This window comes from Bacteroidota bacterium, assembly GCA_030017895.1.
Taxonomy (GTDB): Bacteria; Bacteroidota; Ignavibacteria; order UBA10030; family BY39; genus JASEGV01.
This window is the reverse complement of the sequence record JASEGV010000011.1, coordinates 26,678-52,425: the sequence shown is the minus strand read 5'-3', so window position 1 is coordinate 52,425 and position 25,748 is coordinate 26,678. Positions and strand designations below refer to the sequence as shown.

Annotated in this window: 25 protein-coding genes; 13 read left to right on the top strand and 12 right to left on the bottom strand. The window is 38.7% G+C overall.

Annotated features, from left to right (window positions below; all coding sequences use genetic code 11):
- Positions 1-99: 99 nt before the first annotated feature.
- The 4 genes from pheA to QME58_03610 are packed head-to-tail and all read right to left on the bottom strand — an operon-like array spanning position 100 to position 5,192.
- Complete coding sequence (gene pheA / locus QME58_03625; GenBank protein MDI6802921.1) at positions 100-945, bottom strand: prephenate dehydratase; 846 nt, start codon at positions 943-945, stop codon at positions 100-102.
- Positions 935-1,672, bottom strand: coding sequence for an NAD-dependent deacylase (locus QME58_03620; protein ID MDI6802920.1), 738 nt, complete (start codon positions 1,670-1,672; stop codon positions 935-937). Before QME58_03620 ends, pheA begins: the two co-directional genes overlap by 11 nt.
- Positions 1,673-1,682: 10 nt before the next feature.
- Complete coding sequence (locus tag QME58_03615) at positions 1,683-4,136, bottom strand: penicillin acylase family protein (GenBank protein MDI6802919.1); 2,454 nt, start codon at positions 4,134-4,136, stop codon at positions 1,683-1,685.
- Positions 4,137-5,192 (bottom strand): class I fructose-bisphosphate aldolase, encoded by a 1,056-nt coding sequence (locus tag QME58_03610; GenBank protein MDI6802918.1) that lies wholly within the window; start codon positions 5,190-5,192, stop codon positions 4,137-4,139.
- 132 nt (positions 5,193-5,324) lie between these two features.
- Here QME58_03610 and smpB point away from each other — a divergent pair, with 132 nt between their 5' ends.
- The 3 genes from smpB to QME58_03595 are packed head-to-tail and all read left to right on the top strand — an operon-like array spanning position 5,325 to position 7,608.
- Positions 5,325-5,786, top strand: coding sequence for an SsrA-binding protein SmpB (smpB, locus tag QME58_03605; GenBank protein ID MDI6802917.1), 462 nt, complete (start codon positions 5,325-5,327; stop codon positions 5,784-5,786).
- A 58-nt stretch (positions 5,787-5,844) separates the two neighbouring features.
- Positions 5,845-7,038: a tyrosine--tRNA ligase gene (gene tyrS, locus QME58_03600; protein ID MDI6802916.1), complete on the top strand. Its 1,194-nt coding sequence runs from the start codon at positions 5,845-5,847 to the stop codon at positions 7,036-7,038.
- 24 nt (positions 7,039-7,062) lie between these two features.
- Positions 7,063-7,608, top strand: a complete 546-nt coding sequence (locus tag QME58_03595; GenBank protein MDI6802915.1) for an arginine decarboxylase, pyruvoyl-dependent — start codon at positions 7,063-7,065, stop codon at positions 7,606-7,608.
- A gap of 304 nt (positions 7,609-7,912) precedes the next feature.
- Here the strand turns inward: QME58_03595 and QME58_03590 are convergent, their stop codons facing one another.
- From QME58_03590 to atpD, 8 genes are all read right to left on the bottom strand, one after another.
- A complete protein-coding gene (locus QME58_03590) occupies positions 7,913-8,710 on the bottom strand; it encodes a hypothetical protein (GenBank protein MDI6802914.1) in 798 nt (265 codons plus the stop codon).
- Between the two features lie 604 nt (positions 8,711-9,314).
- Complete coding sequence (locus tag QME58_03585) at positions 9,315-10,115, bottom strand: hypothetical protein (GenBank protein MDI6802913.1); 801 nt, start codon at positions 10,113-10,115, stop codon at positions 9,315-9,317.
- A gap of 1,148 nt (positions 10,116-11,263) precedes the next feature.
- Positions 11,264-11,962, bottom strand: a complete 699-nt coding sequence (locus QME58_03580; protein ID MDI6802912.1) for a transglycosylase SLT domain-containing protein — start codon at positions 11,960-11,962, stop codon at positions 11,264-11,266.
- 130 nt (positions 11,963-12,092) lie between these two features.
- Entirely contained in the window at positions 12,093-12,542 is a 450-nt protein-coding gene (gene rpiB / locus QME58_03575; GenBank protein MDI6802911.1) for a ribose 5-phosphate isomerase B, read from the bottom strand.
- 202 nt (positions 12,543-12,744) lie between these two features.
- Positions 12,745-13,833, bottom strand: a complete 1,089-nt coding sequence (locus tag QME58_03570; protein ID MDI6802910.1) for a mannose-1-phosphate guanylyltransferase — start codon at positions 13,831-13,833, stop codon at positions 12,745-12,747.
- A gap of 9 nt (positions 13,834-13,842) precedes the next feature.
- Positions 13,843-14,952 (bottom strand): alanine racemase, encoded by a 1,110-nt coding sequence (gene alr / locus QME58_03565; protein ID MDI6802909.1) that lies wholly within the window; start codon positions 14,950-14,952, stop codon positions 13,843-13,845.
- 51 nt (positions 14,953-15,003) lie between these two features.
- Complete coding sequence (locus QME58_03560; GenBank protein MDI6802908.1) at positions 15,004-15,411, bottom strand: F0F1 ATP synthase subunit epsilon; 408 nt, start codon at positions 15,409-15,411, stop codon at positions 15,004-15,006.
- Between the two features lie 7 nt (positions 15,412-15,418).
- Positions 15,419-16,822, bottom strand: a complete 1,404-nt coding sequence (gene atpD / locus QME58_03555) for a F0F1 ATP synthase subunit beta (protein ID MDI6802907.1) — start codon at positions 16,820-16,822, stop codon at positions 15,419-15,421.
- 185 nt (positions 16,823-17,007) lie between these two features.
- On the opposite strand from atpD, the gene amrA reads away from it, so the two are divergent.
- The 10 genes from amrA to QME58_03505 are packed head-to-tail and all read left to right on the top strand — an operon-like array spanning position 17,008 to position 25,745.
- Positions 17,008-17,556, top strand: coding sequence for an AmmeMemoRadiSam system protein A (gene amrA / locus QME58_03550; protein MDI6802906.1), 549 nt, complete (start codon positions 17,008-17,010; stop codon positions 17,554-17,556).
- The gene (gene amrB / locus QME58_03545; GenBank protein MDI6802905.1) at positions 17,556-18,404 is read left to right on the top strand and encodes an AmmeMemoRadiSam system protein B; all 849 of its coding nucleotides are present in this window, start codon (positions 17,556-17,558) and stop codon (positions 18,402-18,404) included. Before amrA ends, amrB begins: the two co-directional genes overlap by 1 nt.
- Positions 18,404-19,309: a DUF2520 domain-containing protein gene (locus QME58_03540; protein ID MDI6802904.1), complete on the top strand. Its 906-nt coding sequence runs from the start codon at positions 18,404-18,406 to the stop codon at positions 19,307-19,309. The genes amrB and QME58_03540 overlap by 1 nt, the downstream gene beginning before the upstream one ends.
- 12 nt (positions 19,310-19,321) lie before the next feature.
- A complete protein-coding gene (locus QME58_03535; protein ID MDI6802903.1) occupies positions 19,322-20,392 on the top strand; it encodes a glucose-1-phosphate thymidylyltransferase in 1,071 nt (356 codons plus the stop codon).
- Positions 20,393-20,451: 59 nt separating this feature from the next.
- Complete coding sequence (locus QME58_03530) at positions 20,452-21,234, top strand: enoyl-CoA hydratase-related protein (GenBank protein MDI6802902.1); 783 nt, start codon at positions 20,452-20,454, stop codon at positions 21,232-21,234.
- A 3-nt stretch (positions 21,235-21,237) separates the two neighbouring features.
- A complete protein-coding gene (locus QME58_03525; GenBank protein MDI6802901.1) occupies positions 21,238-21,666 on the top strand; it encodes a hypothetical protein in 429 nt (142 codons plus the stop codon).
- A 21-nt stretch (positions 21,667-21,687) separates the two neighbouring features.
- Entirely contained in the window at positions 21,688-23,160 is a 1,473-nt protein-coding gene (locus QME58_03520; protein ID MDI6802900.1) for a glycine--tRNA ligase, read from the top strand.
- Positions 23,161-23,187: 27 nt separating this feature from the next.
- Entirely contained in the window at positions 23,188-24,417 is a 1,230-nt protein-coding gene (locus QME58_03515; protein MDI6802899.1) for a fibronectin type III domain-containing protein, read from the top strand.
- 17 nt (positions 24,418-24,434) lie between these two features.
- Entirely contained in the window at positions 24,435-25,349 is a 915-nt protein-coding gene (locus QME58_03510) for a fibronectin type III domain-containing protein (protein MDI6802898.1), read from the top strand.
- A 15-nt stretch (positions 25,350-25,364) separates the two neighbouring features.
- A complete protein-coding gene (locus QME58_03505; protein MDI6802897.1) occupies positions 25,365-25,745 on the top strand; it encodes a hypothetical protein in 381 nt (126 codons plus the stop codon).
- Positions 25,746-25,748: the final 3 nt, after the last annotated feature.

Here is a 25,748-nt window from a genome sequence, read left to right as displayed (position 1 = left end):
AACATACGACCCCTACGGGGTCGATATTTCTTTTGTTCTTTGATTATACAGACATTCGACTTCTCTGAAGTCGTTTATTTTTAAATGATCACGTAGTGGTCAAATGTCTGTAGCAGGATAAGAACCTAACACTTTGAGAAACGATGATTTATTTTGTAAATCGTTTAACATATCGCGACAGAGTTGGTCTTCGCGGTGTCCTTCAAAATCAAGATAGAACACATAATGCCAAGGGTTCCGGCGGTCAGGACGCGATTCGAGTTTGGTTAAATTAATTCTACGCAATGCAAGATAACCAAGACAATCGTACAAAGCGCCGGGAACATTCTCTGTTGTAAACACAATTGAGGTTTTCGATTTTTCTGTCCGCGGCAACTCAGAATTTCCAATCACAAAAAAACGTGTAAAGTTATTTGATAAATCTTCAACGCCGGTGGCAAGAATTTGCAGACCGTATAACCGTGCAGCAGTTTCGCTTGCGATTGCTGCTGCGTCAGGTTCGCCCGATACCGCGAGTTGCCGTGCTGCACCTGCAGTGTCGTAAACCGATACCGCTTCCCAACTGTGCGATGCTATAAACTGTTCGCACTGGGCAAGCGCCTGCGGATGTGAATACACCCTTCTAATATTTTCAAGTGTGGTCCCATTCGCAGCAAGCAGGGCGTGGCGAACCCGAAAAATTATCTCGCCAGATATTTTAAGATCGTGATCTAAAAGCAGATCGTACGATTGGTTTATAGCACCTGCTGTAGAATTTTCGATGGGAAGTAAACCTAATTCAGCTTTTTCGTTTTCAACCGACTTAAAAATATCCTCGAAAGTACGACAAGGTAACGTATGCGTATATGGTCCGAAAATCTTAAAAATAGCTTCCTGTGAATATGCGCCATCTTCTCCTTGAAACGCAACTATGCGGTTAGTATTTCTTTCTTGTTTATTTTTCATTGGAAATTATTTTAACAATTTGAGGTAAAATCTCGCCCGACTTTCCGCATAAAAATTCATCGGCAATTTCCGTAATAGGTGTGGGGTCGGGATTGACTTCTACAATATAAGCTCCGTTCCGCTTTGCTAAATATGGTAACGAAGCCGCCGGATAAACAATACCCGAAGTTCCGACAGAGAAAAACAAATCTGCTGAAAGTGCAGCCCTTTCAGCTCCGTTCCACTGGTCTTCGGGCAGCATTTCTCCGAACCATACAACCCCCGGACGGATTAATCCGGCGCAGACATCGCACTTTGGGATTTCAGCATTTGATAAAATCAATTCATCCGAAAAATCTTTCCTGCATTTTATACAATAGTTGAGTTGTATGTTTCCGTGCAACTCGAATATATTTTTACTCCCTGCCCGCCGATGTAAATTGTCCACGTTTTGCGTGATGATTGCAAAGTTTTTATATAATTTTTCAAACTCTACAATTGCATAATGACCCGGGTTTGGCTGAACGTTTGCAATAATTTGCTTCCGGTATTTGTACCACTCCCAAACAAGTTCAGTATTTCTTAAAAAAGCATCGAAGTTGGCAAGCTCTTCAGGTTTAAATTTTTTCCAAAGCCCCTCATCACCGCGGAAAGTCGGCACTCCGCTTTCTGCTGATATTCCGGCTCCTGTAAAAAACACGACCGATTCAGCTGCTTTTAATTTTTGAATTAATTTTTCTGAAAACATTTAGGCCTCATTATTTTTGCGGAGCTAATACCAATTTATTCCAACCTGAATTTTCAATCTCATTTCGATTCATTGAAACGATTTTATAATCGCCGTTTAACCACAACAATGTTTGGTCGGAATAATGCTTATTAAGCGGCTGTCCCGATTGTCCCGTGGTTAGGACACTAAACCTGCTCAAAGGTCTTGCTAAATCGACTATCTGGCGGGTTGAGGGACCCACAACGTTTTTGAACGGACGACTGAAATTGTACTCGCCGTTGTTTATTGTGTTTGTCGAACCACCAACCGGAAAAGGTCCTATATTAAAAACTTTATCGAGAGGTTTTCGTTTGCCGAACAGGTGTTCAAAAGTAACCGAATGCAAAACACCCCACTGCCAATTTTTTAATTCCGGATTTATATCAGTTCGAAGCTGTGCAAGGGCATCGGAAAAACTTTTTTTGATTATATCCGACTTTGTTTCTACCCGTTCCGTGTTAACATTGTCGAACCAACCTGATGAATCAGCAGAAAATATTTTATCAACAACTATAATTGGCACAGCAGAAAAAAACATGTAATCATTCAAAATTTCTTTCCCCATCTCATCTTCGAAAGTGTTATGAATTAGTTTTACGAAGAACATATTAAAAATCGTTGAAGCGACATCGGTTGGCGAGTGTTTGAAATCCCAATTGTTCAAATATTCGAGAGTCGACTTTATATCTGAATCTGTTACAGGATATTCGCTGAATGTATTTGTAATTAACCTTGTAAGATTGCGGGCATGTGGTGAGATGTAATCCAACTGCATTCTTTTAAAATCTTCTACAGAAAATAAAGGTGCTTCGTTTAGAAGTTCGTTTATTCTTTCGATGCGCGAAGGGGGCATAAAGAGATTTGAAATAAAGTAAGAAGTATTATCGGCAATTTTATTATTTGCAGTTGCTATAAATTGTTCAGGCGGATTCCAAAGTTTTGGTAATTGTTCGTAGCTGACAAAGCCCTTCCACTCATACTCTTTCGACCATCCGGGAAGCGGAAATGTGGGATTGAAATTTCCACGCAGCGGAATTTTTGCTGCTGTCCAATGACCGATATTTCCCTCTATATCTGCATAAATAAAATTTTGCCCCGGAACAGCAAAATGTTTCAGGCCATTTTCAAACTCTTCTTTATTACTTGCTTTGTTGATCAGGTAAAAAGCATAAGGTTCCTGGCTGACTTCAAATCCGCACCAACGCATCGCAACTAATTTATTTTGGGGATTTGCTTTTGTCATCAGGGCTGGATGGAGGTCGCTGATTATCGGCCCGTGATGAGTTTCGCGAATCGTAAATTCTAAACTATCCTCTTTTCCAATATATATTACTTCCTCACGGTTCTTAATCGGGATCAATTTTTTTTCGTAATTATACAAGTTTGGATTAGTAGTGTCGGTTGTTACAATATAGAAATCGGTTTCATCAATCATAGCATTAGTCAAACCCCAGGCGATTCGATCATTGCTGCCAATGACGATAAAGGGAGTTCCGGGAATAGCACAGCCGGCTACATTCCAACCGGGCGCCGAGAGATGCATCTCGTACCACTTTGACGGTGCAGGTAAACCGAGATGCGGATCGTTAGCCAATATCGGTTTGCCGCTTGCCGATTTTGCAGAAGAAATTACCCAGGCATTACTTCCTGTTGCCGAACCATTAATGCCAAAATAATTTCGATACTGTTGTACGAGATGTTTAAAACCTGAAATATCCGGAGTGTCGAGTAGGTTGTGCGTGGTATTCCGTACAACTTTTTTTTCCTGCAACTTTCCCCCAACTATCGTCGGTGCTTCTGCGGGATAAACCGGAAGTAATTCCTTCGCTTTTTCGTATCCGAATTTATCCGTCAGCGCCCCCATCGTCAAATCGACCCACCAAGCCAAATTTAAATCCCAAGCCATTAGGCGTGAGAGAAGCAGGCTGTGCTCGACTTTCCATAATTCAGGTTCGTATCCTAACATATCAAACTCGATGGGAAAATTCCCCTGATTTTCCCGAATGAAAGCATTTACACCGTCGGAATAAGCTCTTAAAGCTGAGTTGACTTCGGGCGGCAACTCGGCTTCTATTTTCGAGACAATTTCAGTCAGGTTCAAAGTTCGAAAAAGCCTGTCGAAACCGGCTGCAGAACTTCCTAAAACTTCAGCTAAGCGTCCTTCGCCGGCTCGTCTCGAAATATCCATCTGCCATAAACGGTCTTGAGCTTGGACATATCCTGCTGTAAACATCAAGTCGTGTTCGTTGTCAGCAAATATATGCGGTACACCGAACTCATCGCGGTAGATAGTAACCGCGCCGTTTATTCCTTCTACATTTATTTTACCCTCGTATTCGGGAAACGATTTAGTAACTAAATATTTTAGGAAAAAGATTAAAGCGATTAGTATAATAATTGCACTGCCTAAAATCCCTAAAGTGATTTTTAGCGGCTTCGTCATTTATGCTACAGTAACATCTTTAGATAGATATACATCTTGAATCGCATTTAGAATTTTTGCCCCTTCGTTCATAGGTCTTTGGAAAGCTTTCCTACCTGAGATCAAGCCCATACCGCCAGCGCGTTTATTGATAACAGCAGTACGAACAGCTTCTGCAAAATCGTTTTCGCCCGATGCGCCACCTGAATTTATCAAACCGATTCTTCCCATATAACCGTTAGCAACCTGATACCTTGTTAAATCGATAGGGTGGTCTGAGCATAATTCGGTGTACATTTTTTTGTGCGACTTTGAGAATTTAAGAGCTGTAAATCCGCCGTTGTTCTCGGGCATCTTTTGCTTGATGATATCAGCTTCGATTGTGGCTCCTAAATGGTCGGCTTGACCTGTTAAGTCGGCAGCTAAATGATAATCCTTATCGCTGGTTTGGAAAGCTGGATTGCGTAAATAGCACCAGAGTATTGTTGCCATTCCCATCTCGTGAGCTTGATGGAACATTTCGGAGACTTCTTGAATTTGTCTTGTTGATTCAGGCGAACCGAAGTAAATAGTTGCACCTACGGCAACCGCACCCATATGGTAAGCTTGTCTGATATTGGCGAAGATGATTTGGTCGTGTTTGGTTGGATAAGTGAGCAGTTCGTTATGATTGAATTTTAAGATGAAGGGAATTTTGTGTGCGTATTTCCGAGCGACAATTCCTAAAACACCCAATGTCGAAGCAACCGCATTACAGCCCCCTTCGATGGCAAGTTTAACTATGTTTTCAGGGTCGAAATAAATCGGGTTGGGTGCAAACGAGGCCCCGGCTGTGTGTTCAATTCCCTGATCAACAGGTAGAATAGAAAGAAAGCCGGTGCCAGCCAATCTTCCGTTACTGAACAATGTTTGCAAACTTCGTAGTGTTGCAATCGAACGGTCGGAATCGGCAAATATTTTATCAACAAAATTGGGCGATGGGAGATGAAGCATCTCTTTTGGAATCCCAGTACATTTATGTGCGAGTAAGCTTTCGGCTTCGTTACCTAACAGTTTTTCAATATCTTTTATAGTCATTATTACATCCTCTCTAAAATTATTTATAAAATTGTTTGTGTTTAATATATAAAAAATAAAGCTGAATTAAAAAAAATATCATTGCATTTACCTCACAAATTTATTATAATTGCATCGTAAAAATTGAACAAAATGGCATCTGAAACAAGCGAAGAAAAAGTTCTAATTCACAATAGAAAAGCGCGGCACGATTTCTACATAATAGAAACTTATGAGGTTGGAATAGTGCTCAAAGGAACTGAAGTAAAATCGCTGCGTCTTGGAAATGCAAATTTGTTAGACAGTTTTGCCAAGATAAGAGGTGGCGAAGTATGGCTTGAAAACATGCATATTAGCCCGTTTGACCAAGCAAGTCGTAACAACCACGACCCTAAACGCGATCGGAAGCTTTTGCTCAATAAACGTGAAATTAGACGCCTCATCGGCAAACTTCAGGAAGAAGGAACTACTTTAGTTCCGACTCAAGTTTATCTAAAAAACAACAGAATAAAAGTTGAGTTAGCCCTTGCCCGCGGAAAAAAGATGTTCGACAAACGGGAAGCCATAGCCAAACGTGAAACCGAACGCGAAGTAAGAAGAAAATACGGTATTTAAATTTTATAAAATAATCAAGAGAATAAATTAAGAATTGTTTCCTACCTTAAACGAACAGATGGACCTCATTAAGCGGGGAGTCTTCGAGATAATTCCCGAAGATACTTTAGTTGCCAAAATCGAGAAGTCCATTAAAACTCAAACGCCATTAAAAATTAAACTCGGCTGCGACCCGAGCCGTCCCGATTTACATTTGGGGCATTCCGTAGTTCTCCGTAAACTTCGCCACTTCCAGGATTTAGGACACGAGGCAATATTGATAGTAGGCGACTTTACCGGAATGATTGGCGACCCGTCGGGCAAAAGTAAAACACGCCCATCACTGACACTGGACGAGACACGCAAAAACGGACAAAGTTATTTTGAACAAGCGACAAAAATTCTTTCAACAAAAAATATCAAAATGCTTTATAACTCAGAATGGTTGGCAAGTATGACCTTTGCTGACGTAATTGCGCTTGCCAGTAAATATACCGTTGCAAGAATGTTGGAAAGAGACGATTTTGAAAAACGGTACCGGGATGGTGAGCCGATCAGCGTTCACGAATTTTTGTACCCACTAGCACAGGCGATGGATTCGGTGGCAATTAAAGCCGATGTTGAATTAGGCGGCACAGATCAAAAATTTAATCTATTAGTCGGTAGAGATATTCAAAGAGAATTCGGACTCGACCCTCAAGTAGCAATTATGCTTCCGATACTTACCGGAACCGATGGCGTCGAAAAGATGAGCAAATCGCTGGATAATTATATTGGTGTAGCCGAATCGCCAAAAGAAATTTACGGAAAAACCCTTTCGATACCCGATAAGCTTATTTACGATTACTTTTTGTTGACTACAGATATAGAGACTGATGATTTAAATAAAATCAAAGAACGGGTTACAACCAATCCGCGCGAAACGAAAAGGTTTTTAGCTCGATCACTTGTTTCACTTTATTGGTCGGATGATGAGGCACGAAAAGCTGAAGAAGAATTTGATAGAATATTTGTGCAGAAAGAAATTCCGGATACCATCGATGAATTCATACTCGAAACAAATGAAAAAGAAATGAATGTAATACAGATATTAACTGATACAAAACTTGCTACATCAAAATCAGATGCACGCCGGCTTGTTGAGCAGGGGGGTGTAAGTATCGATGGAAACCGGATAACAGATGTAAACCAGATGATACCGCTTGTAAGTAATTTTATTGTAAAAATTGGTAAAAGAAGATTTTTAAAAATAGTAACTGAAAAAAATAAATAATCAATAATAAATGGAGATGATAAATTGTATGTTCCCGCAAAAATATTTTTTACAAAAGGAGTAGGTAAACATAAAGACTACCTTCAATCTTTCGAAATTGCATTACGCGATGCTAAGATCGAGAAAAGTAATTTAGTAACTGTATCGAGCATTTTTCCCCCCGGTTGTAAAAGAGTAACAGTTGATGAGGGTTCAAAATTATTGCAACCGGGCGAAATTACATTTTGTGTAATGGCTCGAAACTCCACAAATGAACCGAACCGCTTGATTGCGGCTTCGATTGGTGTAGCAACTCCGGCAGATGCAACTCAATACGGTTACCTGTCAGAGCATCATCCGTTTGGAGAGACTGACGAGAAGGCAGGTGAATATGCTGAAGATTTAGCAGCTACTATGCTTGCTTCCACCTTAGGTCTCGAATTTAATCCTGATGACGCATGGGATGAACGCGAAAAAACATACAAAATGAGTGGTAAAATAGTTAAAACTTTTAATATCACCCAATCGGCTGAAGGTGATAAAAATGGTTTATGGACTACAGTGATATCCTGTGCTATTCTCCTTCCGTAACTATCGCCTAATAAAATACAAAAGCCAAAGAGTTTTTTTATAAGTTCCTGGTATTTTCCGCCTCCCGAGCGATCACACCATTTTTTTAACTCTTTGGCTTTAAATTTTGTGTTAATATAAGTCAGAAAAGTTCAAAAGTCAATACCTCATTTGAGGTATTTTTTGATTTATACGCATTAAAAAGTTAGTTTTTCGTTCCACCCGTTTTTGTCGGTCATTAAATAAAACCTTGTATCCCTTGATTTTATTGATATTTTTTTTGTTGTTTCGTATATTTAGCACAGGTTCAACTATTAAAATATTGTTATTTTAGGACAGTATCAAAGTAGCTTTCATAAATAATTGTGTATTCCCACGTTTTTGGATAACGAGTCAAAATTCTATTTTTCAGTGTTTCAACCCGAGTATTATTTTTTTGTTCTTGTGCTAAGAGTAATAATTGAAAATCCGCAGCACACGCTATCTCGTTTGAGTATTTTTCACTTAGCGTATTTAAATATTTCTTCATTTTTTCATACGTTACACCAGATTTTTTTGAGGATTCAGCGTAAGAATTAACACCGTACGTAGCCACCGCATTCTTTAATGCACCACTTCCTAACCCTGGGTATTTTTCAATGAATTTCTCGGATAGTTGTAATGCATCTTTAAATTTTTCTGCCATTAAAAAAGCTGTTAACAAATATGTTTCTATCTGAGCTTGATAAAGAATTCTATTATCAGTAATTAATTCTGTAGTTTCCAATGCCTTATTCATGTAAATGAACGATTTTAATATATCCTTGGGAATATAATATGCTCCCAAAATTCCGTAAAAATAGGCTTGGAATTCAAAATTATTGGGTACTTTGTTTTGGCTTATAATTTCCTCCGCACGGATTATAAACTTATTGCGATATTCATCAATTATATCTTTATTTTTTTTATTTTCAAATGAAAGTTCAAGTCGTATATCCGGAATTTTTAATGCCCTTATTATAGAATCTACTTTTTCTGAAACCTGTAAATCAATAGTCTTATCTGACTCACCTGGCTGGGAGAATCCGGTTGATAATATAAATATCAATAGGAAGATAATTTGAATAACTAAATTAATTCTCATTAATTAATTCCTTTCTTCTTTTAAATTTCTTTAAAAAGTGGATTACTCCTACCGCAATAACAAGCGGACAAAAAACATCGGCAACCTATTCCTATACAACCCAAACATTGATGGCTGCAAAAATGAAAAGGATTACCATCCCCCCTACACGTAAAAGGTTGTTGCCATTGACATATCCATCCTACCCAACTATCTGGATTGTCACATTTTAATGGTCCACAATTTAAATAAGAAACTCCACACATGGATGCTGAACAACAATCACCACCAGGTGGTGGTGCGGGTTTCTGTTTTACAGGGTCTTGATTTGTATCTAACAAATGTTTATCATCTCGACACGATAAAGAATAACCGAATATTAAAAATACTGTTATGGTTACGATTGCCATTACCATACAATTTTTAAACACTTTGGCTCCTAAATTTGCTCAAATATAAGTCAGAAAAGTTCAGAAGTCAATACCTCATTTGAGGTATTTTTTAATTTATACGCATTAAAAAGTTAGTTTTTTGTTTCGCCCGTTTTTGTCGGTCATTAAATAAAACCTTGTCATCCCTTGATTTTATTGATATATTTATCACAAGTTCAACTATTAAAATATTGTTATTTTAGGACAGCATCAAAATAACTTTCATAAATAATTGTATATTCCCACGTTTTTGGGTAACGAGTCAAAATTCTATTTTTCAGTGCTTCAACCCGAGTTTTATTTTTTTGTTCTTGCGCTAAGAGTAATAATTGAAAATCCGCAGCACAACCAACTTCGTTCATATAGGCATTGCTTATTTCTTGTAAAGAATCTTCAATCGACCTAACACTCCAACCTAAACCTTTTGCAGCATCAACATACTCACTCACACTGGAAACCGCAAGTGAATTTTTTAATTTGCCTTTTCCTATGTCTTGATATAGTACAATAGCTTTCTTCGCAAGTTGCAAAGAATTTATATATTTATTTGTAGCAGAATAGGCACCTATTAGAAACATTTCGATACCGGCAATGTAAGCTTTTTGTAAATCAGGTTGCATAGTTTTTGCTTTTTCGTTTGCTTCATTAAAATAATAAATTGACTTGTCGTATTCCTTCTTATGTAAATAAGAAACTCCTAATTTGCCATAAAAATAAGTTTGAAACTCATTATTATTCGGTAACTGTCCCTTTTTCAACATTTCATCAGCACGCGCAATATATCTGTCCTCAATTTCCATAATTTTATTTTTATCTTTCTGTTCTTCTTTTGAAAAGTCAAGCCTTGGATCGGGAAGTCGATAATACCTAAGCAGTGAATCAACCTCTTGTGATGCGGTAAATTTTTCTATTATTTCATCGAGCGTTTGAGAAAAGCCAATGTTGCTAATAATGAAAATATTTATTATAAAAATAAATAAAATATACTTAGTCATAACTTTTTTCTCCTTCTAAAATAAAATTTTTAATATAGCGGCGGCGGTAGTACATCACTACGACAATAACATAAGCTTACCACACATTTGCACCTGTCACCGAAACAGGCATTACATCTATGAGTTCCACAATATCCACTTCCGTTTCCTCCGCACGACCCATCATACCGATGGAACATACAAACCTTTGTCCAAATCGTTTCTAAGCAGCACGTATTACAATTCGTAAAAATAACATCACAAGCATTTCTTCCACAAACGTCATCTACAGGGCCTATCGGTTTAGACATAGTAATTTTGTCACAACAACTTTCACCGATTATTTCATTTGTGCCATCACATGACGTTAATATGTAGCTGCTAAGGAAACCAAAAAATATTCCAAAAATTATGAAATAATTATTCTTCATTTTATTTTTTTCTTTGGCTACTTATTTTGGTTAAATATAAGGCATAGAAGCTCAGATGTCAATACCTCAATTGAGGTATTATTTTTACTTTTTGGACTTGCGCGTTATACATAGGTTAGTCCCGCCTTTAAAATCTATTGCTTTCCCAAAATAATAAAAAATTTTCAACTAAGCTGCTGTTCTCCAAAATGTATAACCCATTTTTCTAATGTCGTTTTTGCAACTCTTTTTAAAATTTTTATGTATAAGGAAAAAAAGGAAAAGGGTATGTTGAATCGAAAGACATCTTTTAGTTTGCACACTGTTTACTTGCTGGGCTTGCAAGATGAGGCAATTTGGTAATCTTTCATCCTACTCTTTCGTGCTTGATGAGCTCGTAAAGGCAACCGTTTTCTGATCTCACCAGTAATGGCGTTTCGACACGCTCAACGCCCGGATCGGATTCTGAACCCTCGTTCTCCCCAATTTAGCACCCATTTTACTATTAACGTATCTATAACTCTTTATTTATCAATAAGTTATTTTTTTATTTCCGTATTCAATTTTTCTGAAATGATAATTATTTCGAGTGGGGAATTTTTTGAGAGTTAATTAAATCATGTTTTGTGAAAGAGGGTTGGCTTAATTCAAGATGTGGAGTGTATTTAAAAGAATTTTCGAGCAGGTGAGTAACATCAACTTCAAGCCCCAGAGTCGCCGCTCTGGTGATGGTCTCGTGAATAAACTGGAAACTAAATGTTATTGAATATCTTTATGAAATTTTAAAACATTTTGAACATACAAAATAGTCTGCCGCCAGCTACCGAAGTAGCCATTTCTGGGTTTCCCACCATCCCAGACTGGCTGGTGCAGCGTGTAGTAGCGTTTCGATAGCAGCGGCAGTGCGTTTTGGATCGACCGCCATGATAGCGGGTCTTCACCTAAATAAGCAGCTAAATCTTGTGCATCATAAATACGGCTCGGTCCGGCATTGTATGCAGCCAAAGCCAAACAAATTCTGTCTTCTTCCGGAGCGTTTTCAAATAATTTATACAATTTTGAAAAATAGCTAACTCCAAGTTTAATATTCTTCTCGGGGTGGAACGAATCGAGTGAGTCGTCCGATAATTCAAATTGAGTTTTGGGCATTAATTGCATTAACCCCTGTGCCCCTCTTTCGCTAACAGCATTTTCGTTGAACTGCGATTCTTGCTTTATGATAGCAAGTATAAGCTTTGAATCAAGATCATTAGCTTTAGCTCTTTCATCAACAATCTTCCGGTATTCGTGTAATTTTGATGATGGTTTGTTACCAGTCGTGCTTTTTGCTACTGTTTGATGAACGCTGCTTTCGTCTGCAAAAGCATCTCCAAAATTCCATTTCGAGAAATGGAAAATCTTCCCTTGTAAAAGAAATGTCAGTAACAAAACTAAAGATATTTTAAAAACGATTTTCAAATCAATCTAACTTGATATTTTTCAATGTATTAGCGAGGTATGCTTAAAGTTCACTATAAATATACTGTTTATTCTCTTTAAAGTCAAGAAAGGGAAAAGATCTGTGTGATATTCAGCAATCTGTTTTTTTTTAACCTTTTCGATACTTCAAGTCGATATCAGAAATTTTATCTACTCTTTTTTGGTGTCTACCGCCGGCAAATTCTGTAACGAGCCAAGCCTTCACGATAGTTTTAGCTAATTCTATTCCTATGATGCGTCCACCGAGAGTCAACAGGTTCGCATCGTTGTGCTCGCGACTACTTCGTGCGGCAAATTCGTTCTGACAAGCAGCCGCTCGAACACCCGGCAGTTTATTGGCAACCATAGCCGAAGCAACTCCAACAGCATCTATCATTATTCCCCTATCGGCATCCCCCGATGAAACTAATTTTGCTACGGCAAATGCATAATCAGGATAATCGCAGGCTTCTTCGGAAGTTGTTCCCATGTCTTTTATTGTGTATCCCATATCAGCGATGAACGGTTTTAATTGTTCTTTCATGCTAAAACCGCCATGATCACTTCCTATCGCTATGATACCTTTATAAACTTTTTTGGGCGGGGTTTTGTCGGCAACTTTCTGTAAAACATCATTAGCTTCAATGAATTCCATCCCTACACTTTTGGCAACATCACGGGCTGCCGAGGTTACAATTGTTCCCGGTGAAACTATAATTTGCTTCTGTCCTCTTTTAGTTGCTTCTTTTACTGTTAAGTCAGAAATTAATTTTTTATCCATATTATAAATATTGATCAATTTGTTTGCGTTTAAGATAATCGACAACCTCTTTAACGTCCTGCGATTTACCTAACTTACATACTAATAGTGCATCGTCAGTATTGATTATGATTATATCTTCCATTCCGATAACAGCTGTAAACTTATCGGGGGAATGAATTAATGCATTTTTAGTGTTATTCAACATAACCTTGCCGGTGATGCTGTTTCCGGTTTCATCTTTACCTGAGAGGCGGTAAACTTCGTCCCATGAACCGACATCGCTCCAGCCGAAAATTCCTTTAATAACAAAAACCTCTTTGGCTTTTTCCATAACACCGTAATCAATAGAAATCCCCCGAATCATTTTATACGACAGTTCAAGTGTGGAATCGTATTTACTCGTGCCTACGGTAGCGTCGATGTTCATAAGTTCTTGGTACATTTCGGGGAGCGATTTCTGGATTTCGTTTAAAATTGTATCCACACGCCAAATGAACATACCGCTATTCCACAGAAACTCGCCTGTTTCGATGAACATTTTTGCAGTCTCTTCGTTCGGTTTTTCGGCAAAGGTTTTCACCTTGTATATTCCACGCGTGAAATAAGGATTTGATTCATCGCTTACATCGTTGATTTGAATATACCCGTACCCGGTTTCGGGGCGCGTAGGTTGAATTCCCACAGTAATCAACTTCCCCGATTCATAAGCAACCCAAATTGCCAATCGAAGAACCCTATGGAATTCTTCAACATCCTCAATTATATGGTCGGCAGGCAGCGTAACCATAACAGCATCGGGATCGTGCCGGCGTAAAAATAAAGCCGCAAGCCCGATACACGGTGCGGTGTTTCTGCCAAACGGTTCGACAATAATATTATCTGCCGGAATATTAGGAAGCTGTTTAATAATTAACGGCTTCTGAATTTTATTTGTAACGATTAAAATGTTTTTCGGTTCGATTATCCTGTCTAATCTTTTAACCGTATTAACAATCATTGAATTCTTGCCGAAAATTTCTAACAACTGCTTCGGCGATTTTTCACGACTTCGGGGCCAGAACCGAGCTCCTACCCCACCAGCCATAATTACTGCATATACATTTGGCATAATTTCTCCTTATAAATAAATTCTTGGAACGCGTGCCGAGATACCGCACATTAATTCGTAGGCATTAGTTCCCACTTTGTTTGCTAATTCCCAAATTCCGATAGCTGCGTTTTTATCTTTTCCAATTAATGTAACATCGTCGCCGATGTGAATATCTGAATCTCCGATATCTACCATTATTTGATCCATACAAATTGCACCAACTACAGGATATTGTTGACTTTTTATTATCACATTTGTTTGATTAGTTAATCTTCTGTTGTAACCATCGCCATAACCGATTGGGATTGTGGCAATTTTTGTTCGTAACGATGTAAAATATTTCCGACCGTAACTTATGCTAGTGTTAGCTTCAACTGTTTTTATGAAAACAACTTTCGATTTTAATGAGAGCACAGTTTCAATCGTGATGCTTTCGGTTGTTTCATCAGAAGGATACGACCCGTATAAAACAATTCCCGGACGCACCATCGTGAAATACGATTCCGGTAAATCGAGAACGCCGCCGCTATTAGCAATGTGCTGCAACGGAATTTCGATCCCAGCCGATTTAATTTGGTTCAAAGCTGAACTGAAGCGGTCGAGTTGTGAGTAAGCAAAACTCTTGTCGCGCGCTTCGGCTGTAGCGAAATGGCTGTAAATACCTACAATTTCAATATGTTGTAATGCGGCAACTTTTTGTGCAAACTGAAGTGCATTATCTGAATGAACACCGATGCGTTCCATACCGGTATCTATTTTAAGATGCACTTTTGCTTTCTTCGAACTATGATGATCAACTTCCCGCTCGATACGTTCGGCAAGTTCGACAGACGAAACAGTGATGTCGAGATCGTTTGCAAGAAAATGTTGAACCTGATCGCCTAAAACTCCGCCAAGTACAAGTATCGGACAGTTAATACCGTTTTGCCGTAGAATTATTCCTTCTTCTAAAAATCCAACCCCTAAATAGTCAATGCCGAATTTTACAAAAGCTTTTGAAGTTTCGACCAAACCGTGTCCGTAAGCATTCGCTTTTACGATGCCCATTACCTTTACAGATTGACCGACTTTTTTTCTGACAGCTTCTAAATTGTGTTGAATAGCTTTAAGAGATATTTCGGCACGTGTAGGTCGCATAGTAAAATTAATTTTAAAATTGTTTCTCCCCTAAAGTTTAAACTAAATCGTTTACTTATTAGAGTTACGAATCCTGTTCAACGCGCGTTGCAGCGCTGCTTCGGCACGTATCAAATCGGTTCCCGGTTTTCTTTCTTTTATCCGCTTCATCGCTCGTTCACGTGCAGCTTCGGCTCGTGCAACATCTATTTCTTCTACAATCTCAATTGTTTCAGCAATCATAGTCACGGAATTGTCTTTCACTTCAACAAATCCGCCGCTCGTAGCGTACCGGATTTCCTGTCCATCTTTTGCAGTAAGTTTGATAACCCCTATGCCTGTTTCCGAAAGAAGTGGTGCGTGGTCGAATAAAACTTGAAACCCGCCTGTTACACCGGGAGCGGCAAAACTTAATACCTCGCCGCTGAAAATAATTTTTCGAGGTGTTACTATTTCTAATTTGTATGGTTTGTCGAACATCTATTTACTATTGCATCCGATTTGCTTTTTCTAATACTTCCTCGATTGTGCCTGCCATATAAAATGCACCTTCGGGAATATCATCGTAATCGCCGTTGACTATTCCTTTAAATCCTTTTATTGTATCTTCTAATTTTACATATTTTCCGGGAATTCCGGTGAATTGTTCGGCAACGAAAAATGGCTGCGATAAAAATTTTTGAATCTTTCGTGCTCGGGCTACGGTTATCTTGTCATCATCCGATAATTCATCCATTCCTAAAATATTTATAATATCCTGCAGGTCTTTGTAAGTTTGCAATATTTCTTTAACTCTTTTGGCAATGGCGTAATGCTCTTCGCCTACAACACCCGGTTCAAGAATTCTGGATGTTGAATCGAGAGGATCGACGGCAGGATAAATTCCTAACTCTGCAATTTGGCGGCTCAATACAGTTGTTGCATCTAAGTGACTGAATGTCGTTGCGGGAGCCGGGTCGGTTAAATCGTCGGCAGGAACATAAATTGCCTGCACCGAAGTGATTGAACCTTTCGTTGTTGAAGTAATACGTTCCTGCAATTCTCCCATCTCGGTTGCAAGCGTAGGCTGGTAACCAACCGCCGATGGAATTCTTCCTAACAAAGCCGATACTTCAGAACCAGCTTGCACAAACCTGAAAATGTTGTCAATGAACAAGAGAACATCTTTACCTTCGTCGTCGCGGAAATACTCAGCCATTGTCAAAGCTGTCAACCCGACTCGTTGACGGGCGCCTGGGGGTTCATTCATCTGACCGAAAACGAGTGCAGTTTTATCTAACACACCGCTTTCCTTCATTTCAAGCCAAAGGTCGTTACCCTCGCGCGTTCGTTCGCCCACTCCGGCGAAAACAGAGTAACCGCCATGATGCAATGCGATGTTGTGGATAAGTTCCATTATGATAACTGTTTTACCTACGCCGGCGCCACCGAATAGACCGGTTTTACCGCCGCGCGAGTAAGGTTCAAGCAAGTCGATAACTTTGATTCCGGTTTCAAACATCTCTTTTTTAGTACTCAGATCTTTGAAGTCGGGAACTGGGCGATGAATCGGAAAATATTTATCACTTTCGATTGGGGGGAGAGAATCAATTCCTTTTCCAATAACATTAATTAGTCTGCCGAGAACGGTTTCCCCTACAGGCACCATAATGGGCGATTCAGTATCAATTGCTTCCATCCCTCGCACGAGTCCATCGGTCGAGTCCATAGCTACTGTGCGAACCCGTTCTTCGCCCAAGTGTTGCTGTACTTCACAAATCAGTTCCTCTTCAATACCCTCGATGTTCGTCCGCTTTATTTTTATTGCGTTTAAAATTGCTGGAAGTTTGCCTCCGGAATAATCTATATCTATGACCGGTCCAATTACTTGGACAATCTTACCTGTATTCATTAAAAGCCTTTCATATATTGAACGATTGCCTGATGGAATTTCAGGAATTTTGATGTTTTTCTTAAAAATACGGTTCAAATATAAAACAAATTGAAGAATTTTACAAACCTTGTGTTCAACTTCAGGTTAAGTTTGTTTTTTCCCTATCTTTTAATTAATTTTCACAAAGAAAATTAGAAAAAGAAGTGTTAACACAAGAGGAAAGAAAATATTTACTAAATATTGCAAAGCAGTCGATAGAGTTCGCTGTAAATGAAAAGGCACATCAGGTTCCGCTTGAATATCCGGAAGTGTTTCGAAAACTCTCGGGTGCATTTGTAACAATTCATAAATTCGGTGAACTTCGAGGGTGTATCGGATATATAGAGGCAACAAGACCATTAATCGACACTGTAGTTGAAACAGCATCGCATGCTGCGATGAATGATCCGAGGTTTATGCCTGTATCAATCGATGAGTTGGAAGATTTGGAGTTGGAGATTTCAATATTATCTCCCTTAAAGGAAATCACCGATGTAAACGAAATAGAAGTAGGCACACATGGTATTGTGATGGAACAAGGATCCAACCGCGGCTTGCTACTACCTCAAGTTCCGGCGGAATATAATTGGAACAGAGATACTTTTCTGAGTCAAACTGCTCGTAAAGCGGGGCTACCTTACGATGCCTGGAAAAAAGGCAACACAAAAATTTCAATCTTTACAGCGGAAATTTTTAACGAATCGAATTTATAATGGATAAATTAAATGTACGCCAGCCTGCTGTAGCAGGATTATTTTATCCTGTTGATGCAAGAACGTTGATTCGACAGGTTACTGAATTATTGGAACGCGCCAAACCAAAAAAAATTAAAGGCGAATTAAAAGCTCTTATTTCGCCGCATGCCGGTTATACATATTCAGGGCTAACTGCTGCCTACGGCTATAAATTATTAGAGAATAAAAAATACGACACTGTTGTAATTATTTCGCCAAGTCACCGAGAATATTTCAAAGGAGTTTCAATTTTTCCCGGAAACTGCTACAAAACTCCACTTGGTGATGTGCCAATTGACATGGAGCTTAGTAACGAAATTATTGCCGAGGAAAAATTAGTGTTTCTTTCTATGTCAGGTCACCACGACGAACATGCTCTCGAGGTTCATCTCCCTTTTCTACAAATGACTTTAGAAAAATTTAAACTCGTTCCGCTTGTAATGGGCGACCAAACTCCGGAATATTGCATCCGGCTTGGTCAGGCATTGGCAAAAGTTTTGAAGTCCGCCGCAAAGAGAAAGAAAATACTCATTGTTGCCAGCACCGATTTATCGCATTTCCACCCATACGAAACGGCTCAGCAACTCGATCAGAGAGCTATCGATGCGATAGAAAATTTTGATCACATACAATTATTAAATGAACTCTATAACCAGACTACCGAAGCATGCGGAGGAGGTCCGACAGCAGCAGCAATGATTGCAGCAAAAGGATTGGGCGCCAACAAAGTTGAAAAATTGTTCAGTTGTAATTCGGGTGATGTAACCGGAGAGAAACGTGAAGTAGTTGGTTATCTTTCGGCAGTAATTTATAAATCTGTCGATTAATGCCATCCACTAAATTTAACATATCAATTGTCGGAGCTGGCAGAGTTGGCTCAGCTATGTCGTCTCTCCTTTTTGAAAAAGGTTCTACTGTACTATCGATTGTAGATGTAAATAAAAAAGCTGCTCGAAAACTTGCTAATTCAGTAAATTGCAAACAGGTTTCTACAGATGTTTCTGATATCGACCCCAAGACGCAGATAATTTTTATCACGATTCCCGACGACCAGATAGCGATCACTGCCCAAAAAATTTCTTCGGTTAAAAATTTAAATTTTAAGAAGCTTACAGTTATTCACACTTCTGGTGTATATACTTCCGAAATATTGAGCCCATTAGCAAAAAAGGGGGCTTCGGTATTTTCATTTCATCCTATACAATCATTTCCGGCAAACCAATCGATTCGGGATTTAAAAAAAAGTTTAAAGGGTATCTATTTTGGAGTCGAGGGAAACAAGAAAATCCATCATATATCACAAGAATTGGTAAAAACTTTCCGAGGCAAGTCGGTTTTCATATCTAAAAAAGATAAACCGTTGTATCATCTTGCTTGTGTGTTTGCTTCCAATTATATTGTAACTGCTTTGAATGCTCTTTCGGAAGCAGTTGAAAAATTCAAGTTTAAATCTGGTTGGATCGATGTTTTCACCCCTATTATAAATACGTCAATGAAGAATGTATTTACGACATCGCCTTTAGTCGCTTTAACAGGACCAATCGAGAGGGGCGATATCAAAACAATTGAATTGCATTTAAAGAGTTTAGCAGCAATAGCGCCACATTTGATTACATATTATATAGGCATGGGCATCGAGACAGCACGGTTAGCCCGACAGAAAAGAACAATTACAAACGAACATTTTTTAGAGTTAATAAATTTATTCAAGTCATTTTTAAAAAATAAGTGAAGGAAATTTTTTGTGAAAGCATTAATTGCAAGCGGTGGTCGTGGAACCCGGCTTCGGCCCATAACTCATACGCAAAACAAACATTTAATTCCGATTGCAAACAAACCGATTTTACACTATGCAATTGAAGGTGTTGTTCAAGCAGGTATAAAACAAATTGGAATTGTCGTAAACGCCGACAACGACGAAGTTCAAAGGGCTATCGGAGACGGAAGCAGATGGGGTATAAAAATTACTTACATTCCACAAGATGCACCTCTTGGGTTAGCTCATGTTGTAAAAATTTCCGAACCATTTATTGGTAAAGACGATTTTATTTTTTACTTGGGCGACAATATGGTTGTCGGTGGCGTGAAACGATTTATTAAGGAATTTCAAAACAGCAAATACAATTGCTGGCTAACTTTAGCAAAAGTGAAAGACCCCGAGCGTTTTGGTGTTCCTGACATAAATAGCCGAGGTAGGATTGTTGGAGTTGAAGAAAAACCAAAGAAACCAAAAAGCAATTATGCTGTTTCTGGTATTTATATTTACGATTCGAACATATTCAAAGCATGCGATAATATAAAACCGAGCGGACGTGGCGAACTTGAAATTTCGGATGCGCACCAATGGCTGATTGACCACAAATACAAAGTCGGTTACAGCGAAATTACAGGTTGGTGGAAAGATACCGGAAAACCGGCCGATCTACTCGAAGCAAACCGTCTGATTCTCGATAATCAGGAGCTACGCCTCGATGGCGAAGTTGATTCTCAATCGGTGGTTGCGGGAAAAGTTGTACTTGAAAAAGGTGCTAAAGTAATAAACAGCGTCGTCCGCGGTCCGGCAATTATTGGAAGAGATTGCATCATCGAAAACAGTTACATAGGTCCTTTCACATCTATTGGAGATAGAACGGTTGTTAGAAATAGCGAAGTTGAGTACAGCATAGTGCTGCGCGATTGCAAAATAATTTCTGTAAAAATCCGTATCGAAGGTAGTTTGCTCGGTAACGATGTCGAAATAGTAGAAGCTAATAGTAAACCACACGTTCACCGTTTTATGATTGGCGACCAAAGCAGGGTTGAAGTTGCATGGTAGAGTCTGGTAGTAAGTAGTAGGTAGTAGGTAGAAAAAAGTGAAACCAAAAGGAAAAAAAAATGGAATTTAAAACTATAATTGTTGAAATCCGAGACAGAATAGCTTTTGTAACAATTAATCGTCCTGATAAGTTGAATGCGATTAATTTGGAAGTAATTGCTGAACTTAAAACAGCTTTCGACTCATTCGAAAGCGAAGAAAATATCGGTGTAATTATTCTCACCGGTGCCGGCGAGAAAGCATTTGTTGCCGGGTCAGATATTAGCGCGCTTGCCGGATATTCTCCCGAACAAGCAAAAAACTATTCCGAAGTCGGGAATACTTTCCTGAGTCGAATACAAAATTTTCCAAAACCGGTAATTGTCGCAGTAAATGGATTTGCACTAGGCAGCGGTTGCGAGTTTGCAATGGCTTGCCATATCCGCATCGCTTCGGAGAATGCAAAATTCGGACAGCCCGAAGTAAACCTTGGTTTAATTCCGGGACACGGCGGAACACAACGGCTTGCCCGAATCGTCGGTATCGGCAAAGCTATGGAAATGACACTGACCGGCAACACTATTGATGCAAACGAAGCACACAGAATTGGCTTAGTCAACAAGGTGGTCCCGTTCGCCAATTTAAAAAATGCAGCAGAAGAAATGGCAAAAATAATTCTTACGAAAGCTCCTCCAGCAATAACGTATGCCATCCAAGCCCTGAATTCGAATTTAGAATTACCTCTTGCTAACGGATTGAAATTAGAAACTCAACTTTTCAGCGATTGTTTCAAAACTGAAGATTTCAAAGAAGGGACGAATGCATTTTTAGAAAAACGTAAACCTCAATTCAAAGGCAAATAACACTTGGAAAATGGTATCATCATTCGTATATTTGTAGTGATTTTATTGTCTTTAGTTGTTTTTTTTAACTTTCTGTTGAATGAGAACATCGATATCAAGCAAAATTTCAAGTATTATCAAATCGAGTCGCTGAAATACTCATCAACCGACGTCGATAGTGCTGTTGATAAAGTTTTATCGAAGTTCCATATTTCAAAAAATCAAATGAAAAGGAACGAGATTCGTTTTGCTGATTTCGTACGAATAGAAAAAAGAATTAACGTCCTCAACGATTCGCTTTCACTTCTAATAAATCTTGAATTGAAACAAATGATGGATGATTATGGACTGAAAGTATCGGGCACCGAAAATTTAAAAGAGAAGATTACAACACTTTATATAATTGATAAAGGAACGATTCTTCAATCAATAGGTTTTAAATCAAAAAAATAAATTAAGAAAGGAGAAGTTTTTATCGCTTCTAATAAGTCGGACACAATGGAAAAAATTGTATCGCTCGCAAAACGAAGAGGTTTTGTATTTCAATCGAGTGAAATTTACGGTGGCTTAAACGGCTGCTGGGATTTCGGACCTCTCGGTGTTGAGATGTTTCGTAACCTGAAAGAAGAGTGGTGGCGAACAATGACATTTCGAGAAGACATTGAAGGCGTTGATGCTGCTATTTTGATGCATCCGAGAGTTTGGGAAGCATCAGGACACGTTGAAAACTTTACCGATCCGATGGTCGATTGTAAAAGCTGCAAATCCCGATACCGGCTTGATAACTTAATCGATGAATTATCAATAAAAAAGAAAAAAGAAATTTTACGTAGTCTTGACCCTGCAACTTTTGAGGGGCGATTAGAAGACGAAAAAGTAATTGAAGAGTTTAAAAACAGAGTAATCGGCGATGTTGTCTCTAACATTCTCCAAAATATGGTTCCATGTCCGAATTGCGGAAACCAAGGTTCATTTACCGAGGCACGCAAGTTCAATTTAATGTTTAAAACTTTTGTAGGACCGATGGAGGATTCCAGCGCCGTAGTGTTTATGCGCCCCGAAACAGCTCAAGGAATTTTTGTAAACTTCTTGAATGTCCAAAATGCTACACGGCAAAAACTTCCATTCGGAATTGCTCAAATTGGAAAAGCATTCCGGAACGAAATTAACACGAAAAACTTTCTGTTCAGAACACGCGAGTTCGAACAGATGGAGATGCAATATTTTGTAAAGCCCGGCACCGATACAGATTGGTTCGAATATTGGCGCCAGCAACGCATGCAATGGTTCATCGACTTAGGAATGCGGAAGGAAAAACTGCAATGGCATCAACACGAGCCTCACGCATTAGCTCACTATGCAAAGGATGCTTATGATGTTGAATACCAGTTTCCGTTTGGCTGGGGCGAAATAGAAGGAATACACAACCGCACCAACTACGACCTTTCGCGACACGAAGAATATTCAGGTAAAAATATGAAATACTTCGATGACGAATCAAAAGAGAAATTCACTCCTTACATCATCGAAACATCGGCAGGTGCCAGCCGTTCGTTCATGGCATTCTTGGTAGATGCTTATGCGGAAGAAGAAGCGCCCACAGCAGATGGAAAAACTGAAATGCGTGTTGTGTTAAAACTTCACAACAGATTGGCTCCGATAAAAGTAGCGATTTTCCCACTCGTAAACCGGGACGGAATGCCTGAAATAGCCAAGAAAATCGCGAACGAAATGCGGCAACACATGCGTGTGTTTTACGACGATTCGGGCGCTGTAGGCAGACGCTACCGCCGGCAAGATGAAGTTGGAACACCATTCTGCATAACAGTCGATTCGCAAACTCTTCAAGACCAATCAGTTACAGTAAGAGATAGAGATACAATGTTACAGGAACGAATTTCTATTGAAAATTTATTAAATTATATACAAAAAAAATTAACAAAATAAGTATAACCTTTAATTAAGGAGAGTAGTATGAAACAAAAAGTATTTTTATTTATTCTTATGTCCAGTCTGCTATTAGTATTCTTCGCATGTCAGGATTCAACAGATGCAAATAAGTATAAGGTTAAGTTTCAACCGGTTACCAATTTAACAGGATTCGTGGTCGATTCTACAACAGCCGGTTTAACTTGGAACAGATCGGTAGATGAAGCTAGAGGCGATTTTGCTAGCTATTTAATCAGCGCAATTAAACCTGACGGAAACATTGAAAAAACCGTTAATGCTGCAAAGGGAGAAGATAGTGTTATGATAACGAATCTTCAGAAAAATCTTATTTATACATTTAAAGTTGTTACTAAGGTTTCTACTTTGTCGCAAAATGGTATCGATAGCGATCCGGTTGCTGTTAACTGGTGTCCGGGTTGGGTGAGATTACAACCTATAACCAATTTAATGTCGTTCTCCGTTTCGAACACTTCTATTGGTTTTAAATGGACAAAATCGGCAAACGAAACCCATACTGATTTTATGAATTACGTTATAAAAGTTGCAAAACCAAACAAGGCAATTGTAAAAGAAATTACCGTACCCAAAAGCACGGATAGTATAATAGTTACAGGACTTGAAAACGGAGTTATTTATTCTTCTGAGATAACTGCCTACGCTTCACCGACATCATTAGTGTTTACGGCGAGTGATGTTGTTAAAATAAAATGGGCGCCAGCCTGGAGATTTGATGCAATTAATACAAACCCTATTAACGTGTATGAAACTTCAAGCTCACCGGATTCTGCCAGCGGGTTAATATTATACGATCCAGTAACCAAACAAACTAAGACTGAAAAATTATTAGGTATCGATAGTGTGCTTATTGATCTTTATGTTCATACTGTTCCCGACACACTTGAAAGAATAAACCGTTTAGCAGTGCGAAGTTCACACTTATTCAGGAAAAACAGAAGGATATTACGCATTTCGACTGTGTCTTATAATTCTGAAACACTTAACAATCCACAAGTTGCACCTCCCGATACAGCAACCTATTCGTTGTTTGAATTCAGAGTTGATTCACTTGCTACGCCAACTTCCAGGATACATTATTTTAGAGCAAGAGGTGGAAAAGATTACGGGCGTTTACTAATTATGCGCAATCCCGAAAATGGGACATTACTCTGGGGAACTTCTCCATCACAATATTTGCGTTTCCAGGTTTCATATCAAACGGTGCCTGAAAATATTTATTCAAAAACTAATAAATAATATTTTAGGAGGATACAATGAATTATAAAGCAAAGTTGTTACCGCTTGTTTTTATAGCGGTAATTACATTACTCTGGGCAGGCTGCCAGGATTCTACAACAGGACCAGGCAAAGTTAAACTGCAACCAGTAACTAACTTGAAAGCATATTCAGCAAGTAATACTAGTGTCGTTTTGAAGTGGACAAAATCAACAAACGAAAATTTAGCTGACTTAGTAAACTATATTATCAAAGTAAAAACTTTGGACAATAACACTGTTAGAACTACATCGGTACCAAAGGGTGCCGATAGTAGTGTAGTAATAGCGAGCTTGAACAACGGGATGATATACAGATTCGAAATTACATCACAAGCTGCTGCCACATCCGAGGGTTACATCAACAGCGATTCGGTTACCATCAAATGGTCGCCGGCTTGGCGGTTTGATACTGAAGGGACTATCCCAATTCAAGTTTACGAGCGAACAAGCGGAACCGGTTTTGCAAGCGGTTTAATTTTTTACTACTCGCAAACAAGCTTGCCGAAAACTATCTCACTTTTAAACGCTGATAGTTCACAAATCGATGTTTTTGTAGATACAAAAACAGGAAGCAATGTGGCGCTGAGTAGCTCTCATCTGTATAGGGCAAACAGAAGAATTACACGATTCTCGACCGTCTCGATTAGTTCTAATACCTTAAACGATCCTCAAATTACTCCGCCCGATACGACAACTTATACACTTTATGAAATTCCTGTTGATTCCGTTGCCGCCACTACATCTAAAATTATTTATTACAAAGGTGTTAATGGAAATTACGGAAGAATTTTAATCGAGCGAAATCTCGCTAATGGAACTTTAATATATGGTTCTTCTCTCGATCAATATCTCCACGTAAGAATTTCCTATCAAAGCGTCGCTTATAATCCATATTCAAAAACTTCAAAATAATTTTAGGAGCGGAAGATGAAAACAAAATTTTTATTTTATGGATTAATTCTAATTTTAGGATTATTCCTATTCAATAATTCAACATTCGCACAGAAAAAAGCTACTGTTTATGGCGAAATCGTTGAGTTGACAACATTCGTCAAAGACAACATCAAACCTACAACTCCGGCTGGTACTGAAATTACACTCGATAATTTCAAGAAGGGCGGAACATTTGTATTGTTTGAAAAAGGAACCGGAAAACTTGTTTTTTTAACCGGCGGTTTAACCGATATAAAAATCGAAGACCAACTGAAGCCTTACCTCGGAATAACAGTATTCATCAAGGGTGCTGTTTACAAAAAAGGAGGCGTCAGATTAATAACGGTTGAAGATATCGGAAAATATTTAAAGTAAAAA

What these genes read in the sequence shown, in the direction of transcription:
- QME58_03510 (MDI6802898.1), top strand. Translation starts at nt 24,435, where the DNA reads ATGAATTATAAAGCAAAGTTGTTACCGCTTGTTTTTATAGCGGTAATT.
- QME58_03530 (MDI6802902.1), top strand. Translation starts at nt 20,452, where the DNA reads ATGGAATTTAAAACTATAATTGTTGAAATCCGAGACAGAATAGCTTTT.
- alr (MDI6802909.1), bottom strand. Translation starts at nt 14,952, where the DNA reads ATGCGACCTACACGTGCCGAAATATCTCTTAAAGCTATTCAACACAAT.
- smpB (MDI6802917.1), top strand. Translation starts at nt 5,325, where the DNA reads ATGGCATCTGAAACAAGCGAAGAAAAAGTTCTAATTCACAATAGAAAA.
- QME58_03505 (MDI6802897.1), top strand. Translation starts at nt 25,365, where the DNA reads ATGAAAACAAAATTTTTATTTTATGGATTAATTCTAATTTTAGGATTA.
- QME58_03585 (MDI6802913.1), bottom strand. Translation starts at nt 10,115, where the DNA reads ATGACTAAGTATATTTTATTTATTTTTATAATAAATATTTTCATTATT.
- QME58_03590 (MDI6802914.1), bottom strand. Translation starts at nt 8,710, where the DNA reads ATGAGAATTAATTTAGTTATTCAAATTATCTTCCTATTGATATTTATA.
- atpD (MDI6802907.1), bottom strand. Translation starts at nt 16,822, where the DNA reads ATGAATACAGGTAAGATTGTCCAAGTAATTGGACCGGTCATAGATATA.
- QME58_03620 (MDI6802920.1), bottom strand. Translation starts at nt 1,672, where the DNA reads ATGTTTTCAGAAAAATTAATTCAAAAATTAAAAGCAGCTGAATCGGTC.
- pheA (MDI6802921.1), bottom strand. Translation starts at nt 945, where the DNA reads ATGAAAAATAAACAAGAAAGAAATACTAACCGCATAGTTGCGTTTCAA.
- QME58_03560 (MDI6802908.1), bottom strand. Translation starts at nt 15,411, where the DNA reads ATGTTCGACAAACCATACAAATTAGAAATAGTAACACCTCGAAAAATT.
- QME58_03540 (MDI6802904.1), top strand. Translation starts at nt 18,404, where the DNA reads ATGCCATCCACTAAATTTAACATATCAATTGTCGGAGCTGGCAGAGTT.
- tyrS (MDI6802916.1), top strand. Translation starts at nt 5,845, where the DNA reads ATGGACCTCATTAAGCGGGGAGTCTTCGAGATAATTCCCGAAGATACT.
- QME58_03615 (MDI6802919.1), bottom strand. Translation starts at nt 4,136, where the DNA reads ATGACGAAGCCGCTAAAAATCACTTTAGGGATTTTAGGCAGTGCAATT.
- amrB (MDI6802905.1), top strand. Translation starts at nt 17,556, where the DNA reads ATGGATAAATTAAATGTACGCCAGCCTGCTGTAGCAGGATTATTTTAT.
- QME58_03610 (MDI6802918.1), bottom strand. Translation starts at nt 5,192, where the DNA reads ATGACTATAAAAGATATTGAAAAACTGTTAGGTAACGAAGCCGAAAGC.
- QME58_03570 (MDI6802910.1), bottom strand. Translation starts at nt 13,833, where the DNA reads ATGCCAAATGTATATGCAGTAATTATGGCTGGTGGGGTAGGAGCTCGG.
- QME58_03515 (MDI6802899.1), top strand. Translation starts at nt 23,188, where the DNA reads ATGAAACAAAAAGTATTTTTATTTATTCTTATGTCCAGTCTGCTATTA.